Here is a 25,446-nt window from a genome sequence, read left to right as displayed (position 1 = left end):
TTGACGCAAGAAACATTCATAATTACATAAAGTGGCAACTAAGGAGATGAGTCGTGATCGAGTCCGTTCCTGCTGATCCCGCGCTGAGGGAGGGCGGTGTGCTTGTCGAGGCGGCCCGGCGCGGCGATGCTCCGCGCCCGGAGATTGCCGCATTCTTTGACGAAACCACCTATACGGTGACTTACGTGGTGCATGATGCCGCGACGCGAGAGGCGGCCGTGATCGATTCTGTGCTGGATTTCGATGCGGCATCCGGGCGCACGCGCCATGCCTCGGCGGAACGCGTGGTCGACTACATTACTTGCAATAATCTGAAAGTATCGTGGCTGCTGGAAACGCATGCCCATGCCGATCATATCTCGGCCGCCCCATATCTGCAGCAGCGGCTGGGCGGGCGGATTGCCATCGGAGCCGAGATCGTGCGCGTGCAGCAGGTTTTCGGAACCTTGTTCAACGCCGATGGCGACTTCGTGCGGGATGGTTCGCAGTTCGATCATCTCTTCACCGACGGCGAATCTTTCCGGATCGGCGGGCTGGAGGCCATGGCGCTCCACGTGCCCGGCCACACGCCTGCGGACATGGCCTATGTGATCGGTGACGCCGTGTTTGTTGGCGATACCCTGTTCATGCCGGACTATGGCACCGCCCGCGCCGACTTTCCCGGTGGCGATGCCGGCCAGCTCTATCGTTCGATCCGGCGCCTGCTTTCGCTCCCCGCGGAAACACGCCTGTTCCTGTGCCATGACTACAAGGCGCCGGGGCGGGATGCTTACGCCTGGGAAACCACGGTCGCGGCGCAGCGCAAGGGAAACGTCCATGTCCATGACGGGGTCTCGCAGGAGGCCTTTGTCGCCATGCGCACGGCGCGCGATGCCGGACTGTCGATGCCGGCGCTGATCCTTCCCGCAGTGCAGGTGAACATGCGCGCGGGGCATTTTCCGGCGCCGGAGGCCAATGGGGTCACGTATCTCAAGCTGCCGGTCAATGCGGTCTGATTGCCCTGGGCACTGACGGGAGACTTGCGATGATCCCTATGTTTTCCGAGATATTTCCCCATGCCGCGCCGCTGCGCGGGCTTGCCGGCGGCGGTCTTATCGGGCTGGCCGCAGCGATCATGCTGCTTGGCAACGGGCGCATCGCCGGTGTCAGCGGGCTGCTCGGTCGCACGTTGGCGCTGGGCGGCGCCACACCCTGGTCGATCGCGGCATCGTTCATTGCGGGCTTGCCTTTGGGCGCCTTGCTGCTCTCCATGCTCCTGGGGCCGGTTCCGGCGCATTTCCCGCCATCGCTGGCGTTGCTCGGCGTGGCTGGCCTCATCACCGGGATCGGCACAAGGCTGGGAAGCGGCTGTACCAGTGGCCACGGCGTCTGCGGCATGTCGCGACTTTCGCCGCGTTCGCTGCTCGCCACCGCGACATTCATGGCCAGCGGCATGGCCACGGTCGCGCTGGTCAATCTCGCGGGAGCAGGCTGGTGAGCGCGCGACCGCTCCTTGCCCTGCTGTCGGGCACGCTGTTCGGTGCCGGCCTTGCGCTTTCGGGCATGATGGACCCTTCGCGGGTACGCGGGTTCCTCGATGTCGGCGGGGCCTGGGATCCGACGCTGGCCTTTGTCATGGGCGGAGCGCTCATCGTGATGGCGCTGGCCTGGGGGCTGCAGAGGCGCATGCTCAAGCCGGTGGCGGCCGAGCGCTTCGAGCTGCCCGGAACACGCCTCATCGATGCCCGCCTCGTGGGCGGTGCCGCACTGTTCGGGATCGGCTGGGGGCTCGGCGGGCTGTGTCCCGGACCGGCTCTCGCCTCGCTGGCGCTGAACCCGCTGCCTGCAGCCGTTTTTGTCACCGGCATGGTGTTCGGCATGATTGCCCTGCGCCTGTTCGATCGGGCCTGACGCCCTCCGTTACCTCAAGGAACAAGCCCCCCATGCAGATCCGCACACTGTCCCCCGACCTTTCCATCTGCGACCAGCCCCGGCCCGAGGATATGGCGCGCATCGCCGAACTGGGGTTCAGGGCGGTGATCGGCAATCGCCCGGATGGCGAGGAGGCAGGCCAGCCGACCTGGGCCGAACTTGCCGCCGCCGCCGCGCAGGCCGGACTTGCGGCGCGGCATTTGCCGATCGGCGGTCAGGTGAGCGCAGCCGATCAGGCCGAGGCATTCGCGCGGGCTCTTGGCGAGATGCCGGGGCCGGTGCTGGCCTGGTGCCGCAGCGGCAACCGCGCGGAGCAGGTCGCGCGGCAGGCGCTCGGCTTCCGGCATGAACGGCATCACCGCGTGGTGGTCGTCGGCGGAGGGTCGGCGGGAATCGCCACCACCGCCTCGTTGCTCAAGCGCCGCAAGGGCCTGGATATCGCCGTCGTCGAGCCACGCGAGGAGCACTATTACCAGCCGGGCTGGACGATGGTCGGTGGCGGCGTGTTCAAGCCGCGCGACACCGTGCGGCCTACCGGCAAGATCATGCCGAAGGGCGCGCACTGGCTTCATGCGGGCTGCATCGGCTTTGACCCCGATCGCAAGGCGATCCTGCTCGATGACGGGACCCGGCTGACCTACGAAGTGCTGATCGTTGCCATGGGCAATCGGCTGGCATGGGAAGCCGTCGACGGTCTGGAGGCTGCACTCGGCCAGTTCGGAGTGACCTCGAACTACCGCTACGATCTGGCGCCTTACACCTGGGAACTGGTGCGGGCGATGCGCGGGGGAAGGGCGCTGTTCACGCAGCCGCCGATGCCGATCAAGTGCGCGGGGGCGCCGCAAAAGGCCATGTACCTCTCGTGCAGCGAGTGGCGCCGCAGCGGCGTGCTGGGCGGCATCGAGGTGGAATTCCACAATGCCGGGACTGCGCTGTTCGGTGTGGCCGATTATGTGCCGGCGCTGATGGAGGCGGTGCAAGGCTACGGCATCGACCTGAGGTTCGGTTCCAACCTCGTTGCGGTCGATGGCCCGGCGCGGGAAGCGACGTTCCGCACCGCCGAGGGCGAAGTCACCCGCCGCTTCGACATGCTGCATGCGGTTCCCCCGCAAGCGGCCAACGCGATTGTTGCGGCCAGTCCGCTCGCCGATGCTGGCGGTTATGCGCAAGTCGATCCTGCGACATTGCGCCACGTGCGTTATCCGGAGATCTTTGCATTGGGCGATGGTTGCAACACCGCCAATGCCAAGACCGCCGCAGCCGCGCGCAAGCAGGCCCCGGTCGTGGCGGTCAACGCACTGGCGGTTCTCGACGGCGAGGCGCCGCTTGCTGGATACGACGGCTACGGTTCGTGCCCGCTGACGGTAGACCGCGGCCATATCGTCCTTGCCGAATTCGCTTACGGCGGCAAGCTCGCGCCAACGTTGCCGACCTGGCTGATCGAGGGCAAGCGGCCTTCGCGCCTGGCCTGGCATCTCAAGGCGGACGCACTTCCGGCGATCTACTGGCACGGTATGCTCAAGGGCCGCGAATGGCTCGTGCAGCCGGTACCGCTGCAGTAGTTCGGGGAGCCTGCCATGCTGGACATGCTTCATCTCGCGCTCGGCATGGTGTCGGGCGCGCTGGTCGGATTTACCCTGGGCCTCGTTGGCGGCGGCGGTTCGATCCTTGCGGTGCCGCTGATGGTCTACCTCGTCGGTGTGCCCAGTCCGCACGTGGCCATCGGCACCAGTGCGCTGGCCGTTGCCGCCAATGCTGCCAGCGGATTGCTGCAACATGCGCGTGCGGGCACGGTAAAATGGCGCTGCGGCGGGTTATACGCGGTGGCGGGCGTGCTCGGTGCCTTTGCCGGATCGACGCTGGGCAAGGCGATCGACGGGCAGAAGCTGCTCTTCGCCTTTGCCCTGCTGATGGTGGTCGTCGGCGTCCTGATGCTGCGGGGGCGCGGCAATCGCGGTGTTCCCGGCGCTCAGTGCAACCGCGAAAATGCCCCCAAAGTCCTTGCATTCGGCCTTGGAACCGGAGCCTTTTCGGGCTTCTTCGGGATCGGTGGAGGTTTCCTGATCGTACCGGGGCTGGTCGCCTCTACCCGCATGCCGATGATCAACGCGGTGGGTACCAGTCTTGTCGCGGTGACGGCCTTCGGACTGACGACGGCGTTCAACTATGCGCTGTCCGGCCTCGTTGACTGGACGCTGGCGGCGGTGTTCATTGCCGGAGGCGTGCTGGGCGGTCTTGGCGGTACCGTGCTCGCCAGGCGCCTGTCGGGCAGCGGGGCGCTTACAGTGGTGTTTTCCGCGCTGATCTTTGTCGTGGCGGCCTACACGCTCTATCGCAGCGGTGGCTGGGCAGGGTGACGGTGCCGGGGTTTGCGGAACCGGGTCTTGGTTAGGCCAGAACGGCGGACGCCGGATTTCCCCTCAGGCGATTTTCCGGCTTCGCGCCCTTACCATGGCGGCGCGCCTGGTGGTGACGGCCATGCGTCCGAACATCAGCAGGACCATCGCGGTGCCGGTGATGAGAGCTTCGAGCGTCAGCAGATCTGCTTGCATGGCGTGCCCCTCGGTCAGATCAGGAGCGACGAGCTCCCGATTCCCTGAAAATGCTATCATTGCGTGACGTCGTTTCACAGGTAATTCGTTCAGCGGCAGGACCGGCGTCCGTGTCATTTCCGGACATGTCGCCGCGGCGCGCCAGTGCATCGACGAGGACATCCCCCAGCGATCGGTAGAATCCGCATAGCGCTCGGATCGTCGTTTCATCGAGCTGGCAGGGGCCGTTGCCGGCCCATGTTTCCGGCAGGTCGGCGGCACGGCACAGATCCTGGCGGAGGCGCTCCTTGCAGAACGTCCCGAACGGGCGCCGCAGCGCCGCGGCGGCCCGCTGCGCGGCGATCAGCCGAGGTTCGGCGCCGAGGTCCAGTCCGAACAGCCGTTCGGCCGTGCGCAGCCGGCGCAAGGTGCTCGTCTCGCGCAGGGCTTTGGGGGCTTCGGGCTGCGGAACCCCGGCAGCGGAGAGAATGTCGGCAATAAGATGGCTCAGGAAGCCATCGAGTTCGCGCAGGCGATTGCTGTTCAGGCGCGCCAGTACCGCAGAGCCCTGCCGGGAGACCGTGCCGGGCAGGGCTGCATGCGCGGTCCAGAACGCGCAGCCGGTCGACAGGGTTCGATGCGATGTGGAAATCGCGTCAGAAGACGCGGCAGGCACGGCCTGGCGGGATGGCGGGGAGGGTCGCAATCGCTCGATGTCGGTGACGCCTTGTGAATTCGCCAAAGTCTGTGGGACACGGAAAGCATCCTGCCGGCTTGGCCTGCGCCTAACACAGCATTATCCGGTGGGCTAGGCGGCCGGGACAAGTTCCGCACTGCATCGGGGGCGTTGTGTCGCTACGGCGCGGTGTTCATAGAGGCGGGATGAACGATCCGGCGGAAAGCAGCGCAACGATTTGTGGCCTCGAGATCAGGCGGGCCGATCTCGCAGAGCCTGCCGGCGGGCGTGTGCTGGTGGAGTGCACGCTGGATGAAGGCGATTTCCATGATCTCGACTTGAGCGAGGTGGTGTTCAAGCGCTGCTCGCTGCGCCGTGCCCGCTTCGACGGGGCGCGGCTTGGCGGGGCCCAGTTTCTCCAGTGCCGCGGCGGGGAAGCCTCGTTTGTCGGGGCCGACCTCGACGAAGCCGTCGTGACGGGCGGCGATTTCAACAATGCCTCGTTCCGGCGTGCGAAGCTCACTTCGGCGCGTTTGCAGCGCTGCAAGCTGACGGGCGCGGACTTCACCGATGCCGGCATGCTGGGCGTCGTGCTGGAGGAGGCGCTGCTGGCTTATGCCCGTCTGCCCGGCATGGCGTTCCGCAAAAGCACGTTCCGGCAGGTCGATTTTTCCGAGGCCGATCTGCGCAAGTGCGATTTCCGGATGGCGGTGTTCGAGGATTCCTCGCTGCGCAATGCCTCGCTCGACGGCTGCCGCTTCGAGCAGGCCGACTTGCGCGGCGCTGACCTTGGCGGCGTGGAACTGATGGACGCGCGGTTGTTTCGCGGTGCGGTCATTTCGCGTGTGCAGGCCGCCGAGTTATTGTCGCAGCTGGGACTTCGGGTTCTGTGAGCAAGCGGCCTGCCGATGCCGGCTGGGTTTTCAGGTCACCGACCACTGTCGCAGCAGGTTGTGGTAGACCTGTGTCAGCGTATCGATGGACCCATGTTCGGGATGGTCGGTTGCCACCGACTGGATGGCGCCGTCGAGTTCGAGCAGCAGCCGCCGTCGTTCGGGGGAGGCGACAAAGCTCTGGGTCCAGAAGAACGAGACGAAGCGCACGCCGCGCGTGACCGGGGTGACGCGGTGCAGGCTGCTGCCGGGGTAGACGATCATGTGGCCGGCCGGCAACTTGACCGTGTGGGTGCCGAACATGTCTTCGATCACCAGTTCGCCGCCGTCGTATTCGTCGGGATCGCTGAGGAAGAGGGTGCTAGAGACATCGCTGCGCAGATGCTCGCCGGTGCCGGGGATCGGGAAAATCGCGTTGTCGACGTGATTGCCGTAGTGGCCGCGTCCGTCATAGCGCGAGAAGCGCGGTTGCAGCACACGCTGGGGCAGGGCGGCGGCGATGAACAGCGGGGTCTGGTAAAGACGCGTCTGCACGCGCTCGGCCAGTTCCCTGGCCAGCGGATGGTCCAGCGGGAGCTGTTCGTTGTCCTTGACGCGGGCAGCGCGGTGCCCGGCCGTGGCGCGCCCGTCCGCCCAGTCCGCCGTTTCGAGGGCGGCGCGCAGTTCGCGCACTTCTTCGGGGCGGAACAGTTCCGGAATTTCGATGACCATGCAGCGTCTCTTGCCCAATAATCAGGGCCTGACAATGATCGCGGTCAAGAATTGCCGCGAAAGAAACCCGGCGGACGCACTGGAGAGGGCATCCGCCGGGCCGTTGGGAGAAGGTTACATCTTCGCGGTCAGGGTCAGCACCGCCGAACGCGCATCGCCCGGGGTCGCCCAGCCGTTGTTGCGGACGCGCTGGAAGTAGAGCTTGTCGCCGATGTTCTTGACGTTGAGCTGCGCCGAGAGGTTCGGCGTGAACTCGTACGAGAGATAGGCGTTGTGGATCAGGTAGTCGTCCGAGCGATAGACGACCGCCGAGGTCGCCGTGGGGGTATTGAGCGCGAACGAGCCCTGGTAGGTGGCGCTATAACCGATCGTCAGGCCGAATGGCAGGCGATAGGTGGTGAACAGGCTGGCCGAGTTCTTCGGCGTCTGAGTCAGGTCCGAACCGCCGCCGGGGTTGGGAACGGCCACCGTGTTGGTGCAGGTGCCCTGGCCGGGATTGGCAAGGCAGAAGTCCGACACCGACTGCACCAGCTTGCTCTTGAGGTAGGTGTAGTTGGCGGTGACCGACCAGTTCGGCGTGATCTTGCCGGTTGCCCCGAGGGCAATGCCGTCAACGCGCGAATGCCCGTCAAGCTGCTGGTCGACTACCGTCGGGTCGTTCGAGGCGACGGCGTACTTGTCGCGCTCGTTGCGGAAGGCCGAGGCGGTGAGCAGCAGTCCGCCGTCGAACAGTTCGGCCTTGGCGCCGATCTCGTAGTTCGTCGCGGTTTCCGGGGAAATGTTGCAGGTTGCCGCCGTGCACGAGCCGTTGACCGAGGCCTTCGACGGGGTGCGCGAGTTGCCGTAGGCGGCATAGAGGCTGACGGTCTCGACCGGCTTGTAGACAAGGCCGACGCGGTAGGAGAACAGCGTGTCGGCGTTCTTGAACTGCGTGCCCGGGGTCACTTCTCCCAGCGTTGCGGGCACCGCCGAGATCGTGTCGCTGCGATAGGTGCCGCTGTTGCGCTCGATGCGGGCGCCGGCGTTCAGTTCGAACTTGCCCAGCTTCATCGTGTCGAACAGGTAGGCGGCGACATTGGTCTGCTCGCCCATCTGGTGGGCCGTGCGGATGAAGTTCAGCGCGCCGGTGTAGACGTTGCTGCCATAGGTGAAGCCCGCAGGGCCGGTGATGACGGCATTCGGGTTGTCGATATTCATCAGCGGGTAGGCGGTGTAATAGGCGGTGCCGTCCGCATTGCGCAGCGAGCTGCCCGAGAACAGGTCGTACTTTTCCCAGGTTGCGGCGGCGCCGACGTCGACGGTGTGCTCGATCGCGCCGGTGTTGAACTTCGCCGTCAGGTCGACCTGATCGAACAGCAGCTGGTTGCCGCTGTCACGCGTGTTGCCGCGCGGGCCGGAGGGCAGGTAGTAACCGGCCGGAACCGTGGCGGGGCAGGCGGCACCCGCGGGCGTGACGCCGCTCGACAGGCAATAGGTGCCCTGGGGCGGATCGACGCGCGAGAACTGCGTCACGTCCTGCCAGCGCGCCAGGTTGCGGATCGACACCGCGTCGCTGAAATCATGCTCGAAGGTTGCGGTCAGCTGGTCGACGTTGATCTTCTGTTTGTCGACGTTGCGATAGCCGAAGTAGTCGCTGCGATGCACGCCCGGCACCATGCCGGCGTTCGTGGCGGTCTGGTAATAGGGCAGGCCGTACTGCGGAATATTGGTGTCCTCCTGGTGGAGGTACTGGAGCGTCAGGCGGGTCGGGCCGTCGATGCCGATGGTGACCGAGGGGGCGAGGCCCCAGCGCTTGTAGTCCTCGACATCGCGGCCGGGCACGTCGTTGCGGTGCCACATCGCATTGAGGCGGACGGCGACGAGGTCGTTGACGCGCTTGTTGAGGTCGGCGGTGGCGCGATAATAATTGTCGGTGCCAACCCCGCCGGTGACAATCATCTCGTCATCCGCCTTGGGGCGCTTGGTGACGAGATTGATGTTGCCGCCCACCGAGCCTGCGCCGGACATTACCGAGTTCGCGCCGTTGGTCACTTCGATCTGTTCGAGGTTGAACGGGTCGGAACGGGTGTACTGGGCGCTGTCGCGCACGCCGTCGACGGTGATGTCGTTGTTGGCGCTGTAGCCGCGGAAATTGATGCTGTCGCCATAACCGCCGCCGCCTTCGCCGGCACCGAAGGTGATGCCCGGGACGGTCGAGAGGACATCGCGCAGGGTCAGCAGGTTCTGCTGTTCGATCACTTCCTTGCCAAGCACGGTGATCGTCTGCGGCGTATCTCGGACCGGGCGCGTGCGCTTGGGGGACTCCAGCGTGCGGCCGGGCTGCGTGTCGATCGCGGTATCGCTGACGGTCACGCCGCCAAGCACCTGCCCGTTATCGGATGGCGCCGTATCGGCGTGGGCCAGCGCGGGCACCAATGCGGGCGCAAGGCAGGTAAGCGCCAGAAATGAGCGGCGCGCAGCCGCCGGCGAAGGCTTCTTGGACATGATTCCCCTCGTGGTGTTCGAAGTTCCCTGAGGGCGTGCTGTTAATGAGAGTCATTCTCATTCGCAAGATGAGATTGCAGGGATGAGGCTGAAATATTTCAGGACGGGAGGGCCGCTATGCGGCGTGGACTCATCCCGGCCCGGCGGCGACGCTTGCGGCACCAGCACGGCGATCCAGCGGACCAGGATGCCGCGGCGGCGGGTGTCGATGATGGGCCGCTACCACGGCGGTTTTCCGTGCGGCACGGAGGGGCGGCTGCGGCAGGCTTGTTCCAAGCTGTCCAGCACGTCAGGTGTTGATCGGCACGAGGGGGCGCTGCGGATGGTACGCCCTCTCGTGCCTTATCGTGCCAGTCTCAGTACTTGACGCCGAGCGTCACGCCGTAGGTGGCGGGCGCTGCCCAGACGCTGCCGATGCCGAGCGATGCGTAGTTGACCGCTGAACGGTAGCGATGGTCGGTCACGTTCTCGCCGAACACGGCGACCGAGTATTTCTCGCTGGCGTCGGTCCATTCCGCGCGCAGGCCCAGCAGGGCATAGCCCTTCTGCCTGAACTGTTCGGCGATGCCGAAATAGAACGAGGACGTGTAGTAGAGATTGCTCGACAGGTTGAGCCGGCCTTCCGCCAGGTCGATGCCGTAGGAGGCGGCGATGTTGCCGGTGAATTCCGGCGTGCGCTGCATCTTGAAGCCGCTGGCGTTGGTGGTGGTCTCGAACAGGAAGCCGCTATCGCCGAACTGGTAGTAGGGCGCGTTGGGGAACGACTTGTAGCGCGCATGGGTCCATGCCGCACCGGCCGAGACGGTGAAATCCGAAGTCACGCGGGCGCTGACCTGGCCTTCGATGCCGTAGATCTCGGAACTGGCGGCATTGGTGATCCGTGCGGTCCCGGCCTGGAAGCTGGAGACCTGCAGGTTCTTGTAGTCGTAATAGAAGCCCGAGAGTTCGGCGGTGATGCTGTTCCGGGCGTACTTGTAGCCCAGCTCATAGGCATTGATCGTCTCCGGCTTCACCTGCCGGTAGGAATAGCCGCCGACATTGAGCAGCCCCGCCTTGTAGCCCTGGGTGAACGAGGCATAGAGGCTGGAGGAATCGTCCGGCTTGAAGCGGATCACGAAGCGCGGGGTGACCCGGTCGTTGGTGAGCTTGGGTACGTAGAACCTGGTGTAGAGCGGCACATCGGCGGGGAAGGGCACGGCATTGCCGTTCGCATCCTCGTAGACCGAGGCGGTCAATGCGCGTTCGAAGAAGGCCTGATCGACCCAGTCGTGGCTATAGCGCGCGCCGGCGGTGACGAAGAGCTGCGGGGTGATCTCGTAGGTCGCGTCGCCGAATACGGCGATCGCCTGCGAGAGCGTGCCGGATTCGCCGTTCTTGACGAAGGGAGCGGTGCCCAGCTTCGCCTCGGTCGGCCAGGAATCGCGGTTGCGGAAGTAGTAGACGCCGGTGGTCCATTGCAGGCGCGAGCCGGCCTTGGAGTTGAGCAGCAGTTCCTGCGTGAAGGTCTTGCTGTTGGAGCCGATGCCGATGGTGAAGATCGGCAGTGCGGTAGCGTCAAGATCCTGCACGCTGTTCACCCGCTCGTTGCGCAGCTGCGTGTAGGAGGTGAGGTTGGCGAATCCGAGGTCGGCCTTGATCGTGCCCTGGACCACATCGGTGTTGGTTTTTGCGCCGATGCCGTCGCCCGGCTGAAGCGCCACTTCGTTTGGCTTGGTCGCGTAATAGCCGGTCGGCGTGTATTGATAGACCCAGCGGGTGCCGTCGCCATCGACGAAGGCATTGTGCATCAGCGCGGAGGGATCGTCGCTCTGCGAATGGGTATAGCGCAGCACTGCGCTGACGTCGGGCGAGATTTCTACTTTCAGGCCGGTGCGGACCGACCAGCGGTTATACTTGCCGATCTGGTCGTTGCCGTCGACGATGTTGGTCTGGAAGCCGTCGCCGCGCCGGTAGAGGCCCTCGACGTCGAGCGCGACGCCCTTGGCGAGCGCGCCGGTGGCATAGGCCTGTGCTTCCACGGTGTCGAAGCGGCCATAGGAAACGCGCATCTCGCCGCCCGGCGTCTCGCTGGGATCGGCCGTGGTGACGAGGATCGCGCCGCCGGTGGTGTTGCGCCCGAACAGCGTGCCTTGCGGCCCCTTGAGGACCTGTACGGACTGTACCTTGAGCAGCTGGAAGTCGGTGGCGGCGGCGCTTGGCAGGAAGAAGCCGTCGACATACGTGGCGACGTTGGGGCCGCCGCCCGAAGTGGCGATGGCGGTGCCGACACCGCGAATGGTCGGCTGGGTGTAGACGCCGGACTTGTCGAAGCGCAGCGCCGGCACGACCTTGGCCATGTCGGACAACTGGCGCACACCGGCATCGTCGAGCGTCTTGTCACTCAGCGTGGTGATGGTGATCGGCACGTCGAGCGAGCGTTCGGAACGGCGCTGCGCGGTGACGACGATCTCGCCGACCGGTGATTGTTCGGCGGCTGCGGGCGCCTTCGCCGTATCCTGCGCCAGAGCCGGGTTGGTCAGCAGCGTGCTGGCAAGCACGCCCATTGATGCTGCGCAGCGCAGCATGACAGTCGACATGTAGTCCTCCCTCGATCGTCCTGACCGGCCTTCTCGGTTCGGGCCGGACCGCGACAATCGCACCCAAATGCTTGAGAACGAAGTTCCCTTGCCGCCATATCGTCATGGCGGTGTTGGGGGGAGGAGTGTGGGGAGCGCGCGGGAAGTGCGGGGTTAGCGCAGGCCTTTCAGCCACTCGCCGATCATCGCCCGTCCGGCAGCGACGGCAACGGGACCGTGTTCGGCATGGGCGGCGCGCAGCGCGGTTTCGCTGCCGCCCGCCTCGACGACGGCTTCGGGCCATTGCTCCATCCAGGCGTCGAAGCGCGGGTCCATGCCCATCTCGGCGTGGAACTGGAGTGCGAGGATATTGCTGCCGCGCCGGAAGGCCTGATGGTCGTAGACATGGCTGGATGCCAACAACTCGACATTGCCCGGCAGGGTGAAGGTATCGCCGTGCCAGTGCAGCACCGGGACCCCGGCGATATGGCGTAGCGGGCTGTCCACGATATGGTCATGCACGCGGACGGGGTGGAAGCCCACTTCCTTGGAAGGGCCCGGATAGACGTCCGCACCCATGGCCGCGGCGATCATCTGCGCGCCGAAGCAGACGCCGAGCGTCGGCCGGTCCGCTTCGAGGCGGCGGGCAAGGCGGCGCATCTGGCAGGCAATCCAGGGATGCGCCTCCTGCTCGTAGACCCCCATGGGCCCGCCCATCATGATCAGCAGGTCGGGCTCGGCCAGATCGAGCGAGGCAAAGGCCGGGTCGGTCACATCGATGCGATCGACCAGGTAGCCGTGATCCTCGATCGGCTGGCGAAACCCGGCCACACCTTCGTGCGGCACATGGCGGATGATCAGGGCGTTCTTTTGCGGCATGGGGAAAGGGCTGGGGCCTACTGGAAGCGTTTCTTCTCGGTGACGTCGATCTGCACCACGCGGCCGTCGTGCACGGTCAGCGCGATATTGCCGTATCGCAGGTTCTCGAGCGCGTCACGCACGGTGGCGATGTTGTCCTCCAACTGGCGCTGGGCGGCGGAGGTCGGTTCGGGAGGGGGACTGCTGGTCATCGGAAAGCTCCTCAGCTTGCGAAAGTGAGCGAACGGCGAGCGGCGATAAATACCGTTTCGCCGATGGCGGGAGGCTGGCGATCGCTCGAAAGGTCGAGTTCGACGATCGTGTCATTGCCGGCGAGGCGCCCTTCCACGCGCCACACCGCGCCCTTGCGGAACACGTTGTCGACCGCGATCGCCTCTCCCCCTTCGGTGACGATATCGAGATCGTGTGGGCGCACATGGCGGCCATCGGGAAAGCGGTTGGTTTCGCCTACGAAATGCGAGACGAAAGCGGTTGCCGGCTTCATGTAGACTTCCTCCGGCGTGCCGATCTGGTCGATCCGGCCGTGGTCCATCACCACCACCCGGTCGGCGAGTTCGAGCGCCTCTTCCTGGTCGTGGGTGACAAAGATCGAGGTCAGGCCCATCTGCTTGTGGAGATCGCGCAGCCAGCGGCGCAGATCCTTGCGGACCTTGGCGTCGAGGGCACCGAAGGGTTCATCGAGCAATAGCAGGCTCGGTTCGATGGCGAGTGCGCGGGCCAGTGCCACGCGCTGGCGCTGGCCGCCCGAAAGCTGTCCGGGATAGCGTCCACCGAGCCCTTCGAGCTGGACGATGCGCAGCAATTCCTCGGCGCGGGCCTTGATCTCGGACTTCGACGGGCGGTGCCTGCCCTTGCGCACATTGAGGCCGAAGGCGACGTTGTCGGCCACGGTCATGTGTTTGAAGAGCGCATATTGCTGGAACACGAAGCCGACGTTGCGCTTGCCGACCGGGATGTCGGAGACGTCCTCGCCGTCGAAGAAGACATGGCCCTCATCCTGGAATTCGAGGCCCGCGATGATGCGCAGCAGCGTGGTCTTGCCCGAGCCCGAGGGGCCGAGCAGGGCGATGAACTCGCCGGGCTGGATCTCGAGGTCGATGCCGTGGAGCGCGGCGTAGTCGCCAAAGCGCTTGGTGATGTTTTCAACGCGGATCAATGTCTTGCTCCCGAGTGGAGATCGAAGCGCCATTCCAGCACGGTCTTGAGGACGAGCGTGACGAGGGCGAGCGCGGCCAAGAGCGAGGCGACCGCGAAAGCTCCGACAAAATCGTATTCGTTGTAGAGAATCTCGACATGGAGCGGCATCGTGTTGGTCTCGCCCCGGATATGCCCGGAGACGACCGAGACCGCGCCGAATTCGCCCATGGCGCGCGCGTTGCACAGGAGCACGCCGTAGAGCAGGCCCCAGCGGATGTTGGGCAGGGTGACGTGCCAGAAGGTCTGCCAGCCACTGGCGCCGAGCGAGACGGCGGCTTCCTCGTCATCCTTGCCCTGTTCCATCATCAGCGGGATCAGTTCGCGGGCGACAAAGGGGAAAGTGATGAACACGGTCGCCAGCACGATGCCGGGCACCGCGAAGATGATCTTGAGGCCGTGTTCCGCCAGCCACGGCCCCAGCAGGCCCTGCGCGCCGAACAGCAGCACGAAGATCAGGCCCGAGACCACCGGCGAGACCGAAAGCGGCAGGTCGATCAGTGTCAGCAGCAGGTTCTTGCCGGGGAAGCTGAACTTGGTGATCGCCCAGCTTGCGGTGATGCCGAAGACCAGGTTGAGCGGCACGCTGATGGCGGCGATGAACAGGGTCAGCCGGATCGCCGCCAGTGCGTCGGGGTTGGAGACGGCGTCGAGGAAGGGCGCGATGCCCTGCTTCAGCGCCTCGCTGAACACGGCGATGAGCGGCAGCAGCAGGAAGAAGGCAAGGAATGCCAGTGCCAGCAGGATCAGCACGATCTGCGTGGCGCGGCTTTCGGTTCCGACGGAGCGCTGTGTCATGCGCCGAGCCTCCTGCGCCGGGCCGACTGCAAGGCATTGAGCGCGAACAGCACGGCAAAGGAAATCAGCATCATCACCATGGCGATCGCGGTGGCGCCGTCATAGGCGTATTGTTCAAGCTGGGTGACGATCAGCAGCGGGGCGATCTCGGTCTTGCCGGGCATGTTGCCCGAGATGAAGATGACCGAGCCATATTCACCCACGCCGCGGGCAAAGGCCATGGCGGCGCCTGTGAACAGGGCAGGCATGATCGCCGGGAAGATCACCCGGAAGAAGGTCTGGAAGCGGTTGGCGCCGAGCGTTGCCGAGGCTTCCTCGACGTCCTTGCCGAGGTCCGCCAGCACCGGTTCGACCGAACGGACCACGAAGGGCAGGCCGATGAAGACCAGCGCCACGGTGATGCCGGTGGCGGTGAAGGCCACCTTGATGCCCAGCGGATCGAGATATTGTCCGACCCAGCCGCTCGGTGCGTAAAGCGCGGTGAGCGCGATGCCGGCAACTGCGGTGGGCAGCGCGAAGGGCAGGTCCACCAGTGCGCCGACCACGCCCTTGCCGGGAAACCGGTAACGCACCAGCACCCAGGCGACGAGCAGGCCGAACACGGCATTGACCAGCGCGGCGGTGGCGGCGGTGCCGAAGCTCAGCCGGTAGGCGGCCAGCGCGCGGGGGGAGAAGCCGACTTCGAGGAAGGCGTGCCAGCCCATGCCCGCCGATTTCAGGAACAGCGTCGAAAGCGGGATCAGCACGATCAGCGAGAGCCAGGCGATGCTGAACCCGAAAGTCAGCCCGAAGCCGGGCAGTACCGATGGCGTGCGCCATCGGTACTTGCGCGAAGCGATTGAAGTCATCTGCAGTGGCCTGCTCGATTGGGGGCGCGCCGGTGCGGGAGCCCGGCGCCGCCGGTTTACTTCTTGGTGTAGATCCGGTCGAAGGCGCCCCCGTCGTCGAAGTACGCTTTCTGGGCCTTGGTCCATCCGCCGAAGTCCTTGTCGATGGTCACCAGGTCGATCTTGGGGAACTGGCTGGCGAATTGCGCGGCGATCTTGGGATCGCTCGGCCGGTAGAAGTTGCGGGCGATGGCGACCTGCGCCTCGGGCGAGTAGAGATATTCAAGGTAAGCCTTTGAAACCTCTTCGGTTCCGTGACGCTTGGCATTGGCGGCCACCACCGCGACCGGCGGCTCGGCGAGGATCGAGATCGACGGATTGACGATTTCGAACTTGCCTGCACCCAGCTTCTTCTCGGCCAGCAGCGCCTCGTTTTCCCAGGCCAGCAACACGTCGCCGATCCCGCGTTCGACGAAGGTCGTCGTCGCGCCGCGGGCGCCGCTGTCGAGCACCGGGACATGGGTGAAGAGCTGCTTCACGTAAGCCTCGCCGGCCGCTTCCGAACCGCCGCCCGCCTTGCGGCCATAGGCCCAGGCGGCGAGGAAGTTCCAGCGCGCGCCGCCGCTGGTCTTGGGGTTGGGAGTGATGACTTCGACGCCCGGCTTCACCAGATCGCCCCAGTCATGAATGCCTTTGGGATTGCCCTTGCGCACGAGGAACACGATCGTCGAGGTGTAGGGCGAGCTGTTGTCGGGCAGCGCCTTCTGCCAGTCTGCCGGGAGCAGCTTGGCCTTGCTCGAAATCACGTCGATGTCATAGGCGAGCGCCAGTGTGGCGACGTCGGCCTCAAGCCCGTCGATGATCGCGCGGCTCTGCTTGCCTGAGCCGCCGTGGCTCATGCGGAAGGTGACGTCCTGCCCGGTCTTCTTTTTCCAGTACGTGGCGAAGGCAGGATTGATCGCCTGATAGAGTTCGCGCGTGGGATCGTAGGAGACATTGGTGATCTCGACGCTGTTGCCGGACTTGCCAGCGCCCGAACAGCCCGCCAGCGAGGCGGTCAGTGCGGCCCCTGCAACCGCTGCAAGGAACAGGCGGCGGGCATAGTGGGGGCGATAGTTCCCGTCATTCATCTTCGAGTCTCCCGTGAATGTCGCCGACCTAAACTCAAGTCATTTGGTTGACATTAGAGTTCTTGTTGCAGCCTGACAAGCTGCGCTTTGTGCAGGGGCAATCCGCTGTCCGGCGTAGGAGTTCCTCGAGCGAGGCAGAAGCGTCATGACGGCGCGCCGATACGGGCGCGGCGTGCGACAAGACCGTTCGGGAAAGGGTTAGTCTGCCAGCATGGCATGAAGCGCCGGGGACAGCGTTTCGGTCTGCGCCGTCACGAAACGGGCGGCCAGTCCGCGCTCGGCGGCAAGGCGCGGTCCGGCGACCGGGCCCAGTACCGTCAGCGCCGAGGCCCAGGCGTCGGCCAGCATGGCACTGGCGGCCACGACGCTGACTGACACGAGGCCGTTTTCGGTCGGCCTGCCGCTGCGCGGATCGATCGTGTGTTCGCCGCGGCGATAGGTGCCCGAGGTGGCGACGGCGATGCCGTGGAGTGCGAGGCGCAGCGGCCGGGCGCAGGCGTTGCCGGGCGGCGTTTCGAGGTCGACCCACCAGGGTTCGCCGTCAGGGCGCACGCCGCGGCCGACGAGTTCACCGCCGATCTCGACAAGGACGTGGCGCAGGCCCATTTCGCGCAGAAGGTCGGCCACGGCGTCGACCGCATAGCCCTTGGCAATGCCCGAGAAGTCGAGCGCGAGGCCGCCCGGCTGGCGCAAGCGGCGGTTCGCCGCGTCCCAGGCGAGGCGCGACCAGCCGGATACTGCGCGGGCTGCGGCGAGCCTATCTGCATCAGGCGCGGGGCAGGGGCCGGGTGGTCCATAGCCCCAGAGGTCGACCAGATGGCCGATGGCGGGGTCAAAAGCACCGCCACTGGCCTCGGCCACGGTGAGGGCGGTCTCGATCACCGCTGCAAAATCGGGGGGCAGCAGGGTCCAGCTTGCCGCCTCCGCGCGGTTGAACCGACAGAGCAGCGATTCCGCTTCCCAGTGGCTCATCTCGGCGAGGATGCGCTCAAGGCGTCTCTCGACAGCTGCGCGGATCGCCGCATCGTCGGTGCCGTGCGGAGAGGCGAAGCGCAGGCTCCACGTGGTGCCCATGGTACGGCCGTCGAGCCGGCCTAGCGGAATCGCGGGGTCGCATTCGGCAAAGGCATGGGCATCGATATGCGCAGGCAGTGCGATCCGCATCAGTGGACAAAGATCATCGCGAGCACGACCGGCAGCGCGATGCCGGCGATGACGATCGGCCATGTCGAGCGGCGGTGGCGGGCATGGACCTGCAGCAGGAACAGGCCGGTGATCGTGAACAGCAGGCAGGCGACGGCGAACAGGTCGATGAACCAGAACCATGCCGAACCGGAATTGCGGCCCTTGTGCAGGTCGTTGAGGTAGGAGATCCAGCCTCGGTCGGTCACTTCGGCACTCACTTTGCCGGTCGCGCGGTCGATGCTGACCCAGGCGTCGCCGCCGGGGCGGGGCAGGGCGACGTAGACTTCCGCATCGGACCATTCGCCGGGCTTGCCGGCGGCATCGAGGCCGACTGCATTGCGCACCGCTTCGGCCACCGGGGCGGGGAGCGGCGCGTCGTCCGACTTTGCGGTCAGTGCGCGCAGCACGGAGGGTTCGAGCCGGGCACTGCGCTCGGTGACGATGGGCTCAGCCGGAATCGAGGCGGCGTGGTTGAGGGTGATGCCGGTGACGGCAAAGAACAGCATCACCGCCAGCGAGATCGCCGCGCTGATCCAGTGCCAGGAGTGCAACTGCTTGACCCACCAGTTACGCCACTTGCGCGACTTCTTGCGGGGCAGGGTCTTGGTCTCGGAAGGGTTCACGAAAAAGTCCGGCAGGAGAGTGAAAGTGCAAGCTGTTGCGAGGCATTAGCAGGATCGCCCTTAACACAAGCCGGCGATTGCGCCAGAGCATTAATGCGTTTTGGCGAAGATGGGGCGGCGATGGAAGCATCGTTGCCGCATTGGCCCGTGGGCGCCAGGGTGCCCCGGATGGAGGGCGGCGGCAATCGTCACGGCCGTGCCCGGTGCCCGGTGCCTGGGGCCTGTGGCGGCAAGTTGCATGACTGTACGGCGCGCTGCAGCGATTTGCACGGAGGGGCCAAGGAAAGCATCTCGACGCGCCGACTTGTTACAGCTATGAGAATGCCTCGCAATAGCCGGGGCGGGGCCGCCGTCCCAATGGGGATTACCCAAGTTGACTGGATTGGCTTCAATTCCGCAATCGGGCCTGCTCATGCGCTCCGATCCCGTTGTTTCCGTGCCCGATCATGGGCCGGGCACAACAACGGAGGAGCGCGGTTTGGTGATCGCGATGCCGCAGGTTTCCGCGGGTTCCTGGCAGTCGGCAGGTCGCTATGGTGAAAACAGCAGGCCGAATTTCACCGCGATCGGGGCTTCGGTTGCCGTCGTCGCCGGGCTCATGGCAACGATCATCTCGATGAATGTCGTGAGCTTCCAGAAGCAGCCGCACCAGCGCATCGTCGTCGCCAATCTCGAGTCGCCGCCGCCCCCGCCGCCCCCGCGGCAGGAGGTGAAGCCGGTGCCGGTGGTGCCGCCGCCAGCCTCGCCGATCGTGGCGCCGCCGCCGCCGATCGTGCTGGTCGACAATCCGCCGCCTGTCGCCACCTCGCCGGTGCCGGTTCCCGCCCCTGCCGTGTCGGCCGTGGCTTCGGCCCCGGTAACGTCGACCAACGCGGCGCCTGCGGCTCCGGCACCGGCGCCCCGTGTGGAGAATGCCGGCGATCTTTCCTCGAAGATGATCTCGGCCACGCCGCCGCGCTATCCGCTCGATTCGCGCCGCAAGCGCGAGCAGGGCACGGTGGTGCTGGCCGTCATGCTGGGGCTCGACGGAACGGTTTCGGATATCTCGATCTCGAAGAGCAGCGGGTTCGAGCGTCTCGACCATGCGGCACTTTCGGCCGTGCGTCGCTGGCGCTGGTCGCCCACGCGGCGGGACGGCGCGCCGGTGATGGTGCGCGGACTGGTCGAGATTCCCTTCGTCCTCCAGACCTGACAGCGCCGGGAGCCGGACCTGACCCACCTGCCGCCGCTCACCGCGATCCCCGCGGACTTGCGCTCGCTTGCCGATTACGAGCGGCGAGCCAGGGATCATTTTGCCCCCGATGCCTGGGAGCATGTCCAGTCGGGCGCCGACGCCGGACTGACGCTGGCCGACAACCACGCGCAGTTCGATGCCTTGCGTTTCGTGCCGCGCATGCTGCGGGATCTGACCGGCGGCACGACGGCGCTGGAGCTGTTGGGCCGTCGCCATGCCGCGCCGATCCTGCTGGCGCCGGTAGCCTATCACCGCCTTGCCCATCCGGACGGCGAACTGGCTTCGATCCAGGCCGCGACCGCGCTTGATACGACGATGGTGGTCAGCACTCTTGCCAGCATCACGCTGGAGGAGATCGCCGAGGCCGCGCGCGGCGCTGCGCACGAACTGGCGCGCGACCTGTCACCGCTCTGGTTCCAGCTCTATTTCCAGCCTGACCGGGCGCACAGCCTCGAACTGGTGCGCCGTGCCGAGGCGGCGGGTTATCAGGTCCTGATGGTCACGGTCGATGCCGCGATCAAGCGCTCCGAATTCGCGCTTCCGGCCGGGGTGTCGGCGGCGAACCTTGCCGCCTTCCCGCGCACGATCCAGTGCGCGCAGGCGGCGGGCGGGCAGATCGTGTTCGGCACGCCGCTGGCCGATGCCGCGCCGACCTGGGACGATATTGCCTGGCTGCGGGGGCAGACGCAGTTGCCGATCGTCATCAAGGGGCTGCTGTCGCCCGAGGATGCGCGAGAGGCGGTGCTGCAGGGGATGGACGGGATCGTCGTCTCCAACCACGGCGGGCGCGTGCTCGACGGGCTGATCACGCCGATGGCGGCCTTGCCCGCGATGGCGGTGGCGGTCGAAGGAAAGGTGCCGCTCCTGCTCGACGGCGGGGTCCGGAAGGGGACGGACGTCCTCAAGGCACTGGCGCTCGGTGCGAGCGCGGTGCTGATCGGGCGTCCCCAGCTTCATGCGCTGGCGGTGGCGGGGATGCCGGGGGTTGCGCACATGCTGCATATGCTACGCGCGGAATTGGAACTGGCGATGGCGCAGGCCGGATGCCGGGAACTCTCGCAGATTGGCGCGGGCTTGCTGGCCTGACCGGCAGCGGGCGACGTGCCCGCTGCCGGTCGGCATGGCGTTTCAGGCGGCCTTTCCGCGCAGGGTTCCGGCAACCGCGTAAAGCACGAATCCGATCACGTTCCACACCACGAAGAACTCGATCGTGCGCAGTTGCAGGCTGGTGAAGAGGTAGGCGCAGCCCAGGATCGTGGCGGGGCCGACCAGCCACACCAGCGGGGTCACGAAAGGCCGCTCCAGTTCGGGCGAGCGGCGACGCAGCACCATCACTGCGATGGCAGTGGCGATGAAGGCCGCCAGCGTGCCCGCGTTGGCCAGCGAGGCGATCTCGTCGAGCGGCATCAGGCCGGAAATCACCGCCGCGACCAGGCCGGTCAGCACGGTGACGGTGACCGGAACGCCGCGCTTGTTCACCGTGGAGAGGCGCCGCGGCAGCAGTCCGTCGCGGGCCATGGCGAAGAATACGCGGCTCTGGCCGAACATGAAGACCATGATGACGGTGGGCATGGCGATGACCGCAGCCATGCCGATCAGTGCGGCGGCGGCGGGGTGGTTCAGGCTCTTGAGCACATAGGCCAGCGGTTCGGGGCTCGGCGCAAACAGCGTGAACGGCACGGCGCCAAGGGCTGCCGCGGCGACGCCGACGTAGACCAGCGTGCAGATCACCATCGAACCGACGATGCCGATGGTGAGGTCCCGCTTGGGGTTCTTGGCTTCCTCGGCCGCGGTAGAGATCGCGTCGAAGCCGTAGAACGCGAAGAAGATGATCGCGGCCGCGCCCATCACGCCGAACTTCTTGCCGTCGATATCGGCGGCGCCATAGCCGAACGGGGCGAAGGGCTGGAAGTGGGCAAGGTCGAACGAGGGCAGGGCGAGCGCCACAAAGGCGGCCAGCGCGACCATCTTAACGATGACGAGGATGAAGTTGAGCGTTGCGCTCTCGCGCGTGCCGGCCAGGAGCACGCCGGTGACGGCCAGGGCGATGAAGATCGCGGGAACGTCGATCACGCCGCCTGCCAGCAGCGTGTCCGGCACGCCCCATCCTGCCTGGCGGATAAGGCCGGAGGCATAACCCGACCAGCCGACCGAAACCGCCGAGCAGACCAGCGTATATTCCAGGATCAGGCTCCAGCCGATCACCCAGGCGAGCGCTTCGCCGACCGCGACGTAGGAATAGGTGTAGGCGCTGCCTGCCTGCGGCGTGAGGCTGGCCATTTCGGCGTAGCACAGCGCCGCGCAGGCGCAGACCGCACCGGCAATCGCGAAGGAGAGTACCACCGCGGGACCGGCAAGACCCGCCGCCACGCCGGTCAGCGTGTAGATGCCGGTGCCGATGATGGCGCCGACGCCCAGTGCCATCAGATGCGGCCAGCCGAGCGACTTTTTCAGTCCGCTGGCATGATGCCCGCCCGGAACGAGCGGCTTGCGCCGGGTCATGAAGTTCATCGCTCTTGCCTCTCACCGTGATTTTTGACCGGCGGCAGGCAGCAGGATTTGCCGAGGAACGCAAGATATGATTGCGTCCCTCGTGCAAATTGTTGCGCGCAGGATCGTATTTATTGCGCGGATTTCGAGTCTTATGGCCGCAGCACCCAGCCGCCGTCGACGTGGATGGTCTGCCCGGTGATCCACTGGCCCGCCGGTGAGCACAGCAGCAGGGCAGTGCCGACCAGTTCGTCGGGGGTGCCGCGCGGGCGCATGGCGCAGGTCATCTCGAGGAACTTGATGAACGGCGAATCGTCGGGGACAAGCATCTTGCCCGCGTCCGAGGTGACATTGCCCGGGGCGATGGCGTTGCAGGTGATCCCGGCCTTGCCGAATTGCTTGGCGAGCGTGGTGGTCAGGCCGACGAGCGCGAGCTTGGTGATGCCGTAGAGGCCGGTTGCCGGGAAGGCGCCGCCCGACGTCTGGTTGATGATCCGCCCGCCGCCGCGTTCACGCATGGACGGGATCACCGCCCGGGCGCAGAGCAGCGCGCCGTTGAGGTTCACCGCAAAGGCCTTGTTCCAGGCGTCGAGGCTGACGGTCTCGCAGTTGTCGTAGGAGACATCGACCATCAGCGCGGCGTTGTTGACGAGAATGTCGACGCCGCCGAACGCCGCTGTCGCCGCCGCGGCCATGGCCAGCGTGGAGGCCTCGTCGGCAACGTCGACGCGCACGCCGATCGCCTTCCCTCCGGCCGCGACGATTTCCTCTGCCACGGCCCTGGCGCCGTCTTCGTTGAGGTCGGCGACGACGAGCGAGGCGCCGGCACCGGCGAGGCCCAGCGCATAGGCCCGGCCGATGGAGTTGCCGCGTCCACCGGCACCGGTGACGACCGCGACCTTGTCGTCGAGGCGGAACTGATCGAGTGTAAAGGTCATTTCGTGAAATCCTTTTCAGCCGGCGGTGATGCCGGCGTCGAGCGTGATGCAGGCGCCGTGGAAGCCGCGTCCGGCGGGCGAGGCGAGCAGGACGATGGTGTCGGCCACGTCCTCCACCTCGACCTGGCCGCGCATGCCGGAGAAGCGCTTGAGCAGTTCGAAGTCGCAGTTCTCTGGCGGGGCGAAGTTGCTGATGATGTTGGTAATCATGCCGCCGGGGGCGACGGCGTTGATGCGGATGGGCTGCTTCTGGAATTCCATGGCCATGGCCTTGGTCATCCCCAGCAGACCCCACTTGCTGGCGCAGTAGGCGGCGGCATAGGCCTCGCCGATGTAGGAGGCGCAGGAGGTGACGTTGACGATGGCGCCGCCACCCTCGGCATCGCTTGCGAGCAGGTGCGGGATCGCCGCCTGCGAAAGGAAGAATGGCGCGTTGAGATTGACATCGATGGTGCGCTCGTACTGCACCTGCGGCATCTGCGGGGTGTTGGCGAGGTAGATCAGCCCCGCGACGTTGCACAGCGCATCGAGACGGCCGAACTTTTGGAGCGCGTGGGCAACGACCGCGTGGCAGGCCTCCGGGCTGGAAAGATCGGCAACCTCGCTGCCCGCCGCGCGGCCGCTCGGGGCGAGCAGGGCGATGGTCTCGGCAAGACCGGCCTCGTTGATGTCGACCAGCCAGAGGTCGGCGCCCGCTTCGGCGAGCTTGAGCGCGGTCATCCGGCCGAGGCCGGAAGCCGCGCCGGTGACGATCGCGACCCTTCCGGCCATGGCGAGGTTCTTGAAGATCACGCTCATGTCGTCGGTTCCGTCTCGTTGAGGGCCGCGTGAAGGAAGGGATCGGCGGCCTGCGCCAGTGCATTGCCGGTAGAGGTTATGGCGCCAAGCAGGTCCACGTCCTTGCGCAGCAGCTTGCCGCCGTGGGCGAAGGCCGTGGGTGCGGGCAGGCGGGCGTAGACTTCGAAGCCAAAGCTGCGGCCGCTGGAATGCCTGACCAGATCGGCCAGCGCTCCCCGCTCGATGCCGAGTTCCTCGCCGAGTGACAGCGCGGCGTGGGCAAGGCCCATGTTCGCCGCCATCAGCGCGTTGTTGACGATCTTGGCGCGCTGTCCGGCGCCGACCGGCCCCAGCAGCACGATCTTGCCGGCAAAACTCTCAAGCGCGGGCAGGGCCTTGTCGTAGGCCTCGGCACTGCCGCCGCACATGACGGTGAGCGTGCCTGCCGCCGCGCCCGCGCCGCCGCCGCTGACGGGCGCGTCGAGCAGCAGGACGCCGCGCGCCGCCGCCGTCTCGGCGAGGCGTTCGCAGGTCTGCGGCAGCACCGTCGAATGGATCACCAGCACGCTGCCAGGCGCCATGGCCGGGATCAGCTGGGCCGCGACGGTCTCGACCCCGGCATCATCGACGACGCAAAGTCCCACAAGGTCGCAAGCGGCGCCGAGTTCGGCAAGGCTGCCGGCGCGCACGGCGCCCTTGGCAACGAGATCGTCCACCGCCTCGGGCCGCCTGGCCCAGACGGTGAGCGGAAAGCCTGCCGAGAGCATGCGTTCGGCCATCGGCGCGCCTTGCGAGCCAAGGCCGATGAAACCTGTCCTAACCATGCCAGGGGAGCCCTTCCTGTACTTTCCGGATCATTTCGAGGACGACCATCTGCATGCGCGAGGCCTTGGGCCAGCCCGCATGCGTGCCGTATTGCAGGCAGAATTCGAGCATTTCGTCGGGCTTGCAGTTGCCGCTCGCCATGGCGGCGTGGATGTGGCTCTTGATCGGGATGTCGGCCCCGGATTCGCAGACCCCCACCAGCGTGATCCAGCGGCGCGAGGGCTCGTCGAGGCCGCGGCGGCGCCACATCTCGCCGAACACGAAGTTGTTGATGCCCAGCAGATAAGGCGTGGCCGGTGGGCCGGGCGGGAACGTCATGACCTTGGCGAATTCGTCATGGCCCTGCTGGATGCGCAGATCCGGGTCCCAGGGCTCGGCGCGGATTGGCGGCACTGCGGCAGGAGGAAGGCCGAGTTCGGCAGCCACGCGGCTCACCGAACGGTCTAGCCGTCCGCCGTTGCCCCAGCCCGAATAGACCGCCAGGTGCAGCGCTGCCTCGCGCAGTTCGGCCAGTGTCAGTTCGTTCGAGGTCAGCGCGCCGCGCACGAAATCGTCTAGCTCGCGGTCCTCGAGGCCGCAGATCGCCGCGCTTGCCATGGCGACGAGAAAGCGCGCGCGGCGGGGCAGGCCAGGGCGTGTCCAGACTTCGGCAAAGACGAAGTCACGCCACGATTCCTCAAGCAGCGTGGTCGGGGCATCGGCCGCGCGGCCGGTCGCCTCGGCCGCGGTGGCAAGGCCGCGCGCGCTGCGCTCAGCTGGGTCGAGAAGCGTCATGTCCTCTCTCC

The 25,446-nt window shown here is 66.2% G+C and carries 26 protein-coding genes; 8 read left to right on the top strand and 18 right to left on the bottom strand.

Annotated features, from left to right (window positions below):
• The first annotated feature begins 53 nt into the window (after positions 1-53).
• The 5 genes from CA833_RS17785 to CA833_RS17765 are packed head-to-tail and all read left to right on the top strand — an operon-like array spanning position 54 to position 4,268.
• Positions 54-995, top strand: coding sequence for an MBL fold metallo-hydrolase (locus tag CA833_RS17785; RefSeq protein ID WP_370584532.1), 942 nt, complete (start codon positions 54-56; stop codon positions 993-995).
• A 29-nt stretch (positions 996-1,024) separates the two neighbouring features.
• Positions 1,025-1,477 (top strand): YeeE/YedE family protein, encoded by a 453-nt coding sequence (locus tag CA833_RS17780; protein ID WP_207078816.1) that lies wholly within the window; start codon positions 1,025-1,027, stop codon positions 1,475-1,477.
• Positions 1,471-1,890, top strand: coding sequence for a DUF6691 family protein (locus tag CA833_RS17775; RefSeq protein WP_370584584.1), 420 nt, complete (start codon positions 1,471-1,473; stop codon positions 1,888-1,890). The genes CA833_RS17780 and CA833_RS17775 overlap by 7 nt, the downstream gene beginning before the upstream one ends.
• Before the next feature lie 32 nt (positions 1,891-1,922).
• A complete protein-coding gene (locus tag CA833_RS17770; RefSeq protein WP_207078814.1) occupies positions 1,923-3,473 on the top strand; it encodes a bifunctional protein tyrosine phosphatase family protein/NAD(P)/FAD-dependent oxidoreductase in 1,551 nt (516 codons plus the stop codon).
• 15 nt (positions 3,474-3,488) lie between these two features.
• Positions 3,489-4,268: a sulfite exporter TauE/SafE family protein gene (locus CA833_RS17765; RefSeq protein WP_207078813.1), complete on the top strand. Its 780-nt coding sequence runs from the start codon at positions 3,489-3,491 to the stop codon at positions 4,266-4,268.
• A 63-nt stretch (positions 4,269-4,331) separates the two neighbouring features.
• Here the strand turns inward: CA833_RS17765 and CA833_RS27190 are convergent, their stop codons facing one another.
• Together CA833_RS27190 and CA833_RS17760 are read right to left on the bottom strand one after the other, a co-directional pair.
• Positions 4,332-4,463 (bottom strand): hypothetical protein, encoded by a 132-nt coding sequence (locus CA833_RS27190; protein ID WP_255535844.1) that lies wholly within the window; start codon positions 4,461-4,463, stop codon positions 4,332-4,334.
• Positions 4,464-4,482: 19 nt separating this feature from the next.
• The gene (locus CA833_RS17760) at positions 4,483-5,118 is read right to left on the bottom strand and encodes a hypothetical protein (RefSeq protein ID WP_207078812.1); all 636 of its coding nucleotides are present in this window, start codon (positions 5,116-5,118) and stop codon (positions 4,483-4,485) included.
• A gap of 206 nt (positions 5,119-5,324) precedes the next feature.
• Between CA833_RS17760 and CA833_RS17755 the strand changes: the two genes are divergently transcribed.
• Entirely contained in the window at positions 5,325-6,011 is a 687-nt protein-coding gene (locus CA833_RS17755) for a pentapeptide repeat-containing protein (protein ID WP_207078811.1), read from the top strand.
• 30 nt (positions 6,012-6,041) lie between these two features.
• On the opposite strand, the gene CA833_RS17750 is transcribed toward CA833_RS17755, so the two are convergent.
• The 11 genes from CA833_RS17750 to CA833_RS17700 form a co-directional block, all read right to left on the bottom strand.
• A complete protein-coding gene (locus CA833_RS17750; RefSeq protein ID WP_142632895.1) occupies positions 6,042-6,722 on the bottom strand; it encodes a Fe2+-dependent dioxygenase in 681 nt (226 codons plus the stop codon).
• 114 nt (positions 6,723-6,836) lie between these two features.
• Positions 6,837-9,206 carry a TonB-dependent siderophore receptor gene (locus CA833_RS17745; protein WP_207078810.1) on the bottom strand — a complete coding sequence of 790 codons (2,370 nt, stop codon included), beginning with the start codon at positions 9,204-9,206 and terminating at the stop codon, positions 6,837-6,839.
• 356 nt (positions 9,207-9,562) lie between these two features.
• Positions 9,563-11,782, bottom strand: coding sequence for a TonB-dependent receptor (locus tag CA833_RS17740; RefSeq protein WP_207078809.1), 2,220 nt, complete (start codon positions 11,780-11,782; stop codon positions 9,563-9,565).
• A 153-nt stretch (positions 11,783-11,935) separates the two neighbouring features.
• Positions 11,936-12,640, bottom strand: a complete 705-nt coding sequence (locus CA833_RS17735; RefSeq protein ID WP_142632901.1) for a glutamine amidotransferase — start codon at positions 12,638-12,640, stop codon at positions 11,936-11,938.
• Positions 12,641-12,657: 17 nt separating this feature from the next.
• Positions 12,658-12,831 carry a YezD family protein gene (locus tag CA833_RS17730; RefSeq protein WP_207078808.1) on the bottom strand — a complete coding sequence of 58 codons (174 nt, stop codon included), beginning with the start codon at positions 12,829-12,831 and terminating at the stop codon, positions 12,658-12,660.
• Between the two features lie 11 nt (positions 12,832-12,842).
• The gene (locus tag CA833_RS17725; protein ID WP_242526182.1) at positions 12,843-13,796 is read right to left on the bottom strand and encodes a sulfate/molybdate ABC transporter ATP-binding protein; all 954 of its coding nucleotides are present in this window, start codon (positions 13,794-13,796) and stop codon (positions 12,843-12,845) included.
• Positions 13,793-14,632, bottom strand: coding sequence for a sulfate ABC transporter permease subunit CysW (gene cysW, locus CA833_RS17720; protein ID WP_207078806.1), 840 nt, complete (start codon positions 14,630-14,632; stop codon positions 13,793-13,795). Before cysW ends, CA833_RS17725 begins: the two co-directional genes overlap by 4 nt.
• Positions 14,629-15,480, bottom strand: coding sequence for a sulfate ABC transporter permease subunit CysT (gene cysT / locus CA833_RS17715; protein ID WP_207078805.1), 852 nt, complete (start codon positions 15,478-15,480; stop codon positions 14,629-14,631). Before cysT ends, cysW begins: the two co-directional genes overlap by 4 nt.
• Positions 15,481-15,536: 56 nt before the next feature.
• Complete coding sequence (locus tag CA833_RS17710) at positions 15,537-16,589, bottom strand: sulfate ABC transporter substrate-binding protein (protein ID WP_207078804.1); 1,053 nt, start codon at positions 16,587-16,589, stop codon at positions 15,537-15,539.
• A gap of 198 nt (positions 16,590-16,787) precedes the next feature.
• Positions 16,788-17,753 carry an FAD:protein FMN transferase gene (locus CA833_RS17705; protein WP_242526181.1) on the bottom strand — a complete coding sequence of 322 codons (966 nt, stop codon included), beginning with the start codon at positions 17,751-17,753 and terminating at the stop codon, positions 16,788-16,790.
• On the bottom strand, positions 17,753-18,397 hold the full coding sequence (locus CA833_RS17700; protein ID WP_242526180.1) for a PepSY-associated TM helix domain-containing protein: 645 nt from the start codon (positions 18,395-18,397) through the stop codon (positions 17,753-17,755). Before CA833_RS17700 ends, CA833_RS17705 begins: the two co-directional genes overlap by 1 nt.
• A gap of 490 nt (positions 18,398-18,887) precedes the next feature.
• On the opposite strand from CA833_RS17700, the gene CA833_RS17695 reads away from it, so the two are divergent.
• Together CA833_RS17695 and CA833_RS17690 are read left to right on the top strand one after the other, a co-directional pair.
• Positions 18,888-19,589 carry an energy transducer TonB gene (locus CA833_RS17695; protein ID WP_242526401.1) on the top strand — a complete coding sequence of 234 codons (702 nt, stop codon included), beginning with the start codon at positions 18,888-18,890 and terminating at the stop codon, positions 19,587-19,589.
• 57 nt (positions 19,590-19,646) lie between these two features.
• A complete protein-coding gene (locus CA833_RS17690; RefSeq protein WP_242526179.1) occupies positions 19,647-20,717 on the top strand; it encodes an alpha-hydroxy acid oxidase in 1,071 nt (356 codons plus the stop codon).
• Between the two features lie 42 nt (positions 20,718-20,759).
• On the opposite strand, the gene CA833_RS17685 is transcribed toward CA833_RS17690, so the two are convergent.
• From CA833_RS17685 to CA833_RS17665, 5 genes are all read right to left on the bottom strand, one after another.
• Entirely contained in the window at positions 20,760-22,142 is a 1,383-nt protein-coding gene (locus CA833_RS17685; RefSeq protein WP_207078803.1) for an amino acid permease, read from the bottom strand.
• A 131-nt stretch (positions 22,143-22,273) separates the two neighbouring features.
• Positions 22,274-23,059, bottom strand: coding sequence for an SDR family oxidoreductase (locus tag CA833_RS17680; protein WP_207078802.1), 786 nt, complete (start codon positions 23,057-23,059; stop codon positions 22,274-22,276).
• 15 nt (positions 23,060-23,074) lie between these two features.
• Positions 23,075-23,857, bottom strand: coding sequence for an SDR family NAD(P)-dependent oxidoreductase (locus CA833_RS17675; RefSeq protein ID WP_207078801.1), 783 nt, complete (start codon positions 23,855-23,857; stop codon positions 23,075-23,077).
• Entirely contained in the window at positions 23,854-24,660 is an 807-nt protein-coding gene (locus CA833_RS17670) for an NAD(P)-dependent oxidoreductase (RefSeq protein WP_207078800.1), read from the bottom strand. Before CA833_RS17670 ends, CA833_RS17675 begins: the two co-directional genes overlap by 4 nt.
• Complete coding sequence (locus tag CA833_RS17665; RefSeq protein WP_207078799.1) at positions 24,653-25,435, bottom strand: carboxymuconolactone decarboxylase family protein; 783 nt, start codon at positions 25,433-25,435, stop codon at positions 24,653-24,655. The genes CA833_RS17670 and CA833_RS17665 overlap by 8 nt, the downstream gene beginning before the upstream one ends.
• Positions 25,436-25,446: the final 11 nt, after the last annotated feature.

This window comes from Novosphingobium sp. KA1 (assembly GCF_017309955.1).
GTDB lineage: Bacteria > Pseudomonadota > Alphaproteobacteria > Sphingomonadales > Sphingomonadaceae > Novosphingobium.
The sequence above is the reverse complement of the archived record's forward strand: the minus strand, read 5'-3'. Positions and strand labels throughout refer to the sequence as shown.